Raw genomic sequence first — 8,911 nt, 5'->3', positions numbered from 1 at the left:
TACTAGGCTAAACTAGCCTAGTAAGATTGTTAAGATAAATTAGAATCCAAGCTTAGCAAAGACATAAGCAGAGTCTTGCCATTTAGTTCCATCAGTAATACCTGTTAGCGCACTGCCTAGAGTAGTATCATCGTTGCTACCATAACCTGTGCCTACATAGCCACCACCGACTGAAAAGTGCATTTGCCCACTTTCCCATAGTTTAAAAGCAACGATAGCAGAAATTTCTTTGTAGTTACCACCTGCATAGAGCAAGTCAAGTGCTATACGTTTAGCTTCTAAACCACCAAAGACATACCAAGTTGAAGCATTATTGTTTATACCCAAGGAATTACCCACTCCAGCACCAGATAACAATCCTGCTCTATAGCCATAGAATCTTGCCCTATCACCATAGTTAAGCAAGAAAGTATCTTTACTTGAAGTGATATATCCTGCTCCAAGCTTCCATATCTCGCTAAAGCGTAATTCTTCATCAAGCCAAAAAGTAGTGCCACTATTGCCGCTGCCATCTTTTACAAGATTTGTTGTGCTAAATATACCTCTTAACGTAGTAATAGATTTTAATCCGCCATCGCCAAGCTCAAGTTGTGCCTTTGCTCCAGCATTAAGAACATCTATACCACCGCTATTTGCTCTTGTATCCGTGCTTGTAAGATATGAAGCAAAAGGTGAGATTCTAAATGCGCCAAAATTCACATCTACGCCTCCAGAGACAAGCTCACCTTGATGGTTTTTTTGCCCTTGATATGTATCAAAGCTTGAAAGCTCATAACCTATTCTATTGAAGGCTTGTCCTGCACCAAGTTGTGAATTTCTCCAATATGCCCAGAGGCTCACAGCTCCACCATCAACATTTAAAGCCGCACCTTGTGTATTACCATAAATCCAATCTACACCTGTATAGTTCTTGCGGTCTTTACCCATATAAAATTCACCAATATCAAAGCGTCCGCCAATTACTCTTAAACGTCTGCCATCATAGCGCAAATATGCATCAGATACATCAACATTTCTAGGAAACGCTATATCGCCTACATTCTGGGGGCTATCACCTGTAGCGTAGAATGGATAACCACCCCATGCACCAAGCCCTATGCTGAAGGCTGAGCCTAAACCTACCTCTACACCTACTCTTGCACTCACATTAGCATAAGCTCTTTGCACTTCCTTGCCATTATCTTGCACGCCCAAACCACCAAAACCTTGATGATAGAACGCACCTAAATGTCCAAAGGGTGTTACTTCTACAGCACTTGCACTTGCAGCCATTGCACCCACGAGCGCGAGTGATACATAGACTTTTTTCATATACTCTCCTTATAAAGTAGTTTAAAAACTAACCTGTCCAAATACACGGGCTAGCAAATAATTCCTGCCATCATTGGCGAAAATAGAATTATCGAGCGTAAAATCGGCATTATTTATCATTCCTATAACTTTTACACCCAATTCAATATTATATTGGGGTTCAGATACAAGCCCTATCTCCCAATTAAAGATATGTTTAGTCCCAATAGATGTATGACGGATAGCCGAATCAAGCTGTATATATTGCTTCAAGTCATATTGTAAAAATGCGTAAAGTGTAGTAGCATCATTATAAAATAAACCTTCTCTTCTCTCAAAATAGCTACTTTGCCCAAAGGCATCAATACCTCTTGCACCATTTTCAGTAACAGAAATCACACCTCCACCGACATTAAAGCCAGACCATTTTGCACCACCCTCTAGCCATACAAATCCACCATCACCATTTGTAACAGCATAATCTATAACCCGATCGCTTTTACTCACAAAAGAAAGAAAGTGCATTTTACCATACAGCGTAGCCGATGGTGCAGGGACAGCGACAAGCACCTTAAGCCCAAACGCGGTAAAATCGCTAGGGGCAGCATAGATATAAGGTGTAATTTGCAATGGGGAATCTGGCAATGTTGCAGCTGCACTCAAGTATAGAGATCCCACACCCCCAAAAGGATTATAAAAGTCGTCCATTCGATAATTTGTAACATAAGCACTTCTATTCGCCCAAATAAAATCAATCTTAAGATTCTCTATATCCTCATAGCTTAATGCCGCACCTTGTGTATAATACTTAATCCATTCACTATCAATAGCAAAACGTCCCAGAGATGCGCTAATACGATTAGGATTTGTAAAGTTTGCATAGAGCTCTGTAAAAACGAAATTGCTCTTCACTTGCGAAAAATCTCCAGTATTGAGCTGAAAAAGCTTTGTAGCAGCCCACATAGAAGCACCAAGAGCCACACCACGTAATCGCCGAGTTTGATAGGCAAGTGAAACATTCGCATCGACAAAACTAGGCGCACCACCTGTCATACCTTGATAATACAACCCCATATGCCCACTTGGCTTCCCTGTAAGGAGTAATTGTGCGATGTCATTTGTATATGCACTCTGCAATAAAGCACATATAAATACAAAAATACGTAATGCTCTTTTCATAAAATCCCTTGAATTTCTCAATCCTTTTAGAATCTCACTTTACGTAAATGTATTAGCAAAAATAATTCCATATCAAGCCATCATCATAGTGCCCTTCATCAAGAAGGAATGTTCAAAGCATTAATAGCAATACATTTATTCTCTCTATTTAATACCTGCAAATAATCTTGTTTTTTCATTTAAGCCAAAACAAGAAAGAAAACTCACTCTCTGCTATCTTAACGCTCTGCTGCCCTATCCTCTAATCAATGCAAGATTCTACTCTTGTGGTATGTATCGCGTAATTCCCGCTTGTTCTTGTAATTCCTTGATTTCCTTACTCATCGCAGCAGTAGCACTTGCCTGAATGATAAGTATGTAGATATTAATAAGGCTTAAAAGCAGAGTAACAAACACGCAAAAAAGCGCGATTTTTACCGCTCGTTTGGCAATCTTTTGACTTTCTTCTTCTTTCATAGAATCCTCCTTATAAATTTGTGAAATATAATAGCCCCAAACATCGCAAATGCAAGTAAAACAACGATACACGCCCCTATACTGACATTACACCAATATGCGACAAAAAATCCCACCCATATAGAAATAAGCGAAATGAGCCACGAAATACACATCATAAAGGCTAATGAATGCGAAAACAAATGAGCGATATAAGCGGGGATTGAGAGAATAGCTAGAATTAAAATTAATCCTCCCACACTCATTGAAAGCACTACTCCTATGGCAATAAGCACGAAAATAATGCTCGTCCAAGCATATACATTTAAGCCCTTAAGTGTGCAAAACTGATTATCATAAAAAAGTGCTAACATTTCATAATAATACAATGCCACAAAAAGCACTAAAAATACATCAAAAATACCCATAGCAATCATTTCTTCTAAGCCCACAGCCAAAAGAGAGCCAAAAAGATAGCTTGATATGTCGCTATTATAGCCGGGTGTGATGTCAATAAAAATTACGCCTATTGCCATACCAAAAGCCCAACTCGCCCCCACATACGCATCAAGCCGCTCTTTTTGATATAAAAACGCATAAGAAAGAAATAAAGCCATTATCACGCCAAAGAGCAATGCTCCAAATGTCGTGCTAAAGCCAAAAAATAACGCCGCACCCACACCGCCAAAGGCGCTATGTGCCACACCTCCTGCGACAAAAACATTTTTATTGGCGACAATGATTGAGCCAATAATCCCACTGCAAATACTTACCAAAAAGGACATAAAAAGTGCTACCCACACAAATTGATAGGAGAATATTTCAGCCATTTGCCGCTTCCTTGGCATTTGTCTGCGGTGCCAAAGACACATTCAATTGAGAATCTTCGCTTAGATTCTGTACTTTTTGCGCAAAAGAGTTAAGAATATCCACCTCGCAAATATGCCCTTTTAAGTCCAAATCGCATTGAGGAATATTATGAGTAAGCGCGTATTTATTCACATAAAGCACCTTTTTTGCATAGCCTAGAATAAAGCTAATATCGTGGCTCACTACGATAATGCTTATATGTTTATTAAGTTTTAAGAGTAACTCATAAATCTCCTCTTGCGCCTTGACATCGACACTTGCAGTTGGCTCATCAAGGATAAGAAGCCTTGTGCGATTAACTAAAGCGCGGGCAATAAGCACCTTTTGCCTCTCTCCACCTGATAAAGCGTTAATAGGCTTTTGGGCAAGATGGGCGATATGGAGCTGCTCCATTGCATCTTGCACCGCTTTGAGATGTTTGCGGACTCTAAAGCCTAATATGCTAGGCTTTAGCAAACCTAATGTAATAACATCTCTCACACAGATAGGAAAATTCATATTGAAATTTGTATTTTGCGGGACATAGCCAATTTGTGTTAATTCCATACCCTGTGCAAAGCTTATGGAGCCACTTTGTGCCTTAAGAAGCCCTAAAATAAGCCTTACTAATGTGCTTTTACCTCCACCATTTGGTCCAATAATCGCCCAAAAATCCCCATCTTGCACTTCAAAATTCACATTTTCAAGCACATTATGCGATGTGTAGGCAAAACTAAGATTCTTAATATCTAAAAGCGACATAACTTCTACTCTTTAAAATATTGCTGCATACACGAAGCAATCTCATCTAATGCAAGATTAAGCGCGATTTGACAGGCATTGCTTTGCAGGGACAAAAGCCACGATGGAGCCAAAGGGTCAAGCTCGATAATACGTAGATTAAGCTCTTTAGCCAACATCTCCACACGTGATTTTGCATATTGAGGTTGGATAAAAATGGCTTTTATATGATGATTTCTAGCATATTGCATAAGTGCGCTAAGCTCCTTACCCTTTGGCTCCTTGCCCTCATTTTCTAGGCTTTTTTCAGTTAGGTTAAAATCCTTAGCAAAAATCTCAAAGGCTGGGTGATAGACGATAAAATGCTTTTGTGCCTGTGGAGTACCAAAGAGCAAACGCGTTTTGTCCGTGATAGTTTGCAATGTTTTAATAAGCTCTGTGCTATTGTGTTTGAATATATCCTTATGCGCCACATCTGCTTTGCTTAAAATATCCGCGATAAAAGCCACTTGTGGTTGCATACTTTGTGCAGAGAGCCAAATATGCGGATTGTGTATGGGTATATGGGTGGTATGTGCGTGGCTTTGCGGCATTTGTGCAAGCGTAGAGAGATTGTAATATATGAGTGAAGGATTTGCAAGGCTAAATCGCTTAAGCCACGGGGATTCAAAGGGCATACCTACGCCAAAAAAGATATCCGCTTGAGCGATATACTTCATCTGCGCGATACTTGGCTCATAAATTTCTGGGGATTTTCCTTGAGGGACAAGCACTTCTACTTGCACATATTCGCCACCAATACGTTCTATCATCTCTTTTTGCGGCAGCACACTCACTATGACTTTGATAGATGTAGCTTGGAGCATAGCAAAACAAGTGCATAGAAGAAACACATATCTTAGATAGGTAAGTTTCATTACTTTGCTTGTATTTGCTTGGCAAGGATTGAGAGGTCAGACATTGCACCGATTTTATCAATAAGCAGCGGCGATTTCGCAAAAGTGCCATTATGCTCCTCGCCTACGTGAAGCGTGGTAATCACTACACCACCTAACATATTCTCATATTTTTTGCCTGTGGTTACGCTCCACACACTATGGGCGATAAGTGCTTTCCCCTCAAAGTGCCCAATATAAAGCATAATATGTCCACTCTGCCATAAAAGCGTTTGATAGGGTGTAGCATTAGCGATAATAAAAGCTTCTTTTTCCTCACGTGTAAGCGTGCTTAAATCAACGCTATTTTTGCCATAATTCACTTGTGCTTTAGAATTGCGCGGTAAATGTATGCCATATTGGGAGAAAATATCCCGCACAAAGGCAGAGCAATCGCGATTTTCAAGCAATCCTCCCCAGCCATATCGCTGCCCTAGCATTGCATTAATAGTTTTAGCGATGTTTTGCGTATCTAATTCAAGAGGAAATGGGCTAAAATGCGATTTTAGCGCATAGAGAATCTTCTGCTTTGCATTGCCATTGGGCATTCTTGTATATGTAACAAGCGCAATTTTATCACCCTTTGTATGACTTCCTGTTTTAAGCGCAAAGATTTGCCCGATACGCGCTTGTGTGGCAAAATCACCCTTTGCATTATAGAGCAGAATTTTATCTTCAATGGGTGTAACATATTGTTTAAATCCTCTAATCTCTTTAATCTGCTCCTTGCTTAATATACCAACATGCTCTGCTTTCACCCAGCCATACACAAAGCTTGATTGAATATGCACCCACGATTTATCGCGGCTTGTATGTGTAATCAGCACCGGTGTGCCAACAAAAATCAATGAGTTTTGCCATCTATCAAAAGGATAGCCATCAGGCTTATTAAACATAGGTTTAATCGTAGGCACAGCACGCACATCAGTGGTAGTAGTGATAATAGCCCTAATGGCTTTACTTGGGTAAGATTCAATATCCATAGAATCTAAAATTTCTTTTGTATAAGAGAGAGGGTTGGCTTGTAGATTCTCTCCAAAACCCGGATTTTTAAGTAGTGAAGGCTTAATCCAAAATACTTCATTTACATTAGGATTAGGCTTTTCCTGCCAGATAGAATAATATTTTTCCAAATAATCATTTTTAAGCACAGCAAGAGCCTTGCTATCAACTTTTATTTGAGAAGATTCATCAATATAAATAAGCGCATCTTGGGGAAGCTGTTCTAAATCCTTGATTTTCGTGATTTGAATCACCTTTTGCGAACACGCACTAAGATAAAGCACACAAAGCAAAAGGGCAAAGATTCTATACTTCATTTACTCACTACCTTAAAGTTTTTTATTTTGATATGTATGAATAAGCCCTATAATCGCTTCTTCCTCATAGCCGATAATAAGTGTCTTGTCATAGGTAATCACAGGACGTTTAAGAAGCAAAGGGTATTGCGTGAGTAATGCTATCTGCTCCTCAATCAATGCCTTAGAATCAGTAATTAGCCCCTCTTTAATCAGTCCTTCTTTTTTAAGATTCTTATATGTTGTGCCTTTGGTATTTAGCACCTTGCCAATGCCCCTTTGCTCTATCCACCCACGAATAAGCGGAGCAGAAGGCACTTGCACCTTTAAATCAATAAAGCTAAAGGGAATGCTATGCTTGTCTAAAAGCGTGGTAGCCTTTTTGACACTGCCACAAGTTTTAATACCATAGAGTGTAATCATTCTTTACCCTTTTGTGACTAAATCTTGGGATTCTACCATGGGATAATATATAGAGAGTAGATTCCGCACACAAAACTCTAGCATTTGATAGATTTTCTCAAAGCTCTCCGTGTCCCTATATTTATAAGGGTCGGGTATGTCCGCGCCCTTTAGTCCAAAATCTCCAAGCTTTTTCACCTTTGATTTATCAAAGCCAAGTGCGAGTAAATCCGCATAGTTATGCCCATCAAGCGCGATAAGCAAATCAAAGCTATCATCGGCATATACGCTCACACGTCTGCCCTTAAGCTCATCAATACTAAATCCGTGCGCCTTAGCGACATTACGTGAGCCTACACAAGGTGACTCATCGATATGCCACCCGCTCGTCCCTGCAGAATCTACCTTAAGATCGATATTATGTTGCCTTACTAGTTCCCTTGCAATCCCCTCCGCTAAGGGAGAGCGGCATATATTACCTAAACACACAAATAATATACTTTTTATCGCGCTCATATTACTGCCTTTGCATTGACATAAAGATGTGTGGGCTTAGTGGCGTGGAGGATAAAATGCAGAGGGGCTTGGTTTACGTGGTTTTGAGCTTCATTGTAAAGTGAATCTTTGAAAGCAAAAATAGCAAAGTCGACATTTTTACCCGCTTGTAATATACCATTATTTAGCCCTAAAGCCTTTGCTCCGTGCAATGTGGCATTGAGAATTAATGCTTTTCCAAAGGCATTAAGATTCGCTTTTTCATAGGCATAGAGACTCACTCGCAATTCATCAAGGAGATTGACATTATTATTTGAGCTTTTGCCATCTGTGCCAATGGCTAGAGGAATGGCAGCAGATTCTATAAGATGGCGCGGGAAAAAGGCATTGTTCAAGAGACGATTACTGCGCGGACAAGTGATAATGGCTGCCTTAAGTGTCTCTATATGCTCTACTTCTGCAGGGCTAATATGAAGGCAATGTGTGAGAGATAAGGGTTGGTTTTGCAAAGGAGAAAGCATATCTAAAAAGCTCTGTGGTGTATAGAATCTACTAGGATTTGCTAATCCTGCTAATCTTTGAAAAAAGCCCTTGAAATAGCCGCTATTATCTCCAAGCCATTGGGCTTCTTGTGGAGATTCTAAAAAATGCGCAGAGAAGGGCAAATGCTCTTTATGAGCAATTTCTATAATTTTTTGTGCCATTATGGGGTGGAGCGAATAGGGTGAGTGCAGAGCAAGCGCAGGGATAAAGGTCTCATTTTGAAGCTCTTTAGCTCTATAAAATCGTTCTAAAAGATTGCCATAAAGCATATCTATTGCACTTGGATTACTCCCTATGGCTTCATTAAAATACACCACGCGCAAAGGACTTCGAGCAAGGAAGGGCATATCGCCCCCATAGCTACTTATCGCCCCCACGCTCCCTACTCCTGCGCTAAGCTGCTCATTAATACCTTGCGTGATAATAGATTCCATATCATTATGTGCTAAGACACTATCGCGTTGAGACATCAAGCTATCGAGCCATTCGCCAAAATCGCCATAGCAAAATTGCGCCAAATGTGCACCAAACTCAAAATGAATATGTGCGTTAATAAGAGCGGGTAGAAGGACACTATTGTGAGCAAACTCCGCTTTCGCGTGAGGATAGAGGGCGCATAGCTCCTCATAAGTGCCTACTTCTAAGATTCTATCTTTGTTTGCTTCAAATGCAATCCCGCCATTATGGATAATACTAAAGGATTCATCACATACAAATACCAAGGACGCACCAAAAATATGCACT

At 40.1% G+C, this 8,911-nt stretch carries 10 protein-coding genes; all 10 read right to left on the bottom strand.

Annotated features, from left to right (window positions below):
- Nucleotides 1–39: 39 nt before the first annotated feature.
- The gene (locus tag QZ289_RS06340) at nt 40–1,311 is read right to left on the bottom strand and encodes a hypothetical protein (protein ID WP_295700574.1); all 1,272 of its coding nucleotides are present in this window, start codon (nt 1,309–1,311) and stop codon (nt 40–42) included.
- Nucleotides 1,312–1,332: 21 nt separating this feature from the next.
- Nucleotides 1,333–2,469, bottom strand: a complete 1,137-nt coding sequence (locus QZ289_RS06335; protein WP_295700571.1) for an Opr family porin — start codon at nt 2,467–2,469, stop codon at nt 1,333–1,335.
- A gap of 258 nt (nt 2,470–2,727) precedes the next feature.
- Nucleotides 2,728–2,925, bottom strand: coding sequence for a DUF5408 family protein (locus QZ289_RS06330; RefSeq protein ID WP_295700568.1), 198 nt, complete (start codon nt 2,923–2,925; stop codon nt 2,728–2,730).
- A complete protein-coding gene (locus QZ289_RS06325) occupies nt 2,922–3,734 on the bottom strand; it encodes a metal ABC transporter permease (protein WP_295700565.1) in 813 nt (270 codons plus the stop codon). Before QZ289_RS06325 ends, QZ289_RS06330 begins: the two co-directional genes overlap by 4 nt.
- The gene (locus QZ289_RS06320; protein ID WP_295700561.1) at nt 3,727–4,515 is read right to left on the bottom strand and encodes an ABC transporter ATP-binding protein; all 789 of its coding nucleotides are present in this window, start codon (nt 4,513–4,515) and stop codon (nt 3,727–3,729) included. Before QZ289_RS06320 ends, QZ289_RS06325 begins: the two co-directional genes overlap by 8 nt.
- Before the next feature lie 5 nt (nt 4,516–4,520).
- On the bottom strand, nt 4,521–5,411 hold the full coding sequence (locus QZ289_RS06315) for a zinc ABC transporter substrate-binding protein (RefSeq protein WP_295700559.1): 891 nt from the start codon (nt 5,409–5,411) through the stop codon (nt 4,521–4,523).
- A complete protein-coding gene (locus QZ289_RS06310; protein WP_295700555.1) occupies nt 5,411–6,748 on the bottom strand; it encodes an SH3 domain-containing C40 family peptidase in 1,338 nt (445 codons plus the stop codon). Before QZ289_RS06310 ends, QZ289_RS06315 begins: the two co-directional genes overlap by 1 nt.
- Before the next feature lie 12 nt (nt 6,749–6,760).
- On the bottom strand, nt 6,761–7,150 hold the full coding sequence (locus QZ289_RS06305) for an arsenate reductase family protein (RefSeq protein ID WP_295700554.1): 390 nt from the start codon (nt 7,148–7,150) through the stop codon (nt 6,761–6,763).
- A 3-nt stretch (nt 7,151–7,153) separates the two neighbouring features.
- Entirely contained in the window at nt 7,154–7,645 is a 492-nt protein-coding gene (locus QZ289_RS06300) for a low molecular weight protein-tyrosine-phosphatase (protein ID WP_295700551.1), read from the bottom strand.
- Nucleotides 7,642–8,910, bottom strand: coding sequence for a metal-dependent hydrolase (locus QZ289_RS06295; RefSeq protein WP_295700611.1), 1,269 nt, complete (start codon nt 8,908–8,910; stop codon nt 7,642–7,644). The genes QZ289_RS06300 and QZ289_RS06295 overlap by 4 nt, the downstream gene beginning before the upstream one ends.
- Nucleotide 8,911 lies beyond the last annotated feature (1 nt).

It is taken from the genome of uncultured Helicobacter sp. (genome assembly GCF_910577135.1).
In the GTDB taxonomy this organism is placed as follows: domain Bacteria; phylum Campylobacterota; class Campylobacteria; order Campylobacterales; family Helicobacteraceae; genus Helicobacter_C; species Helicobacter_C mastomyrinus.
This window is presented reverse-complemented; position numbering and strand designations above follow the sequence as displayed.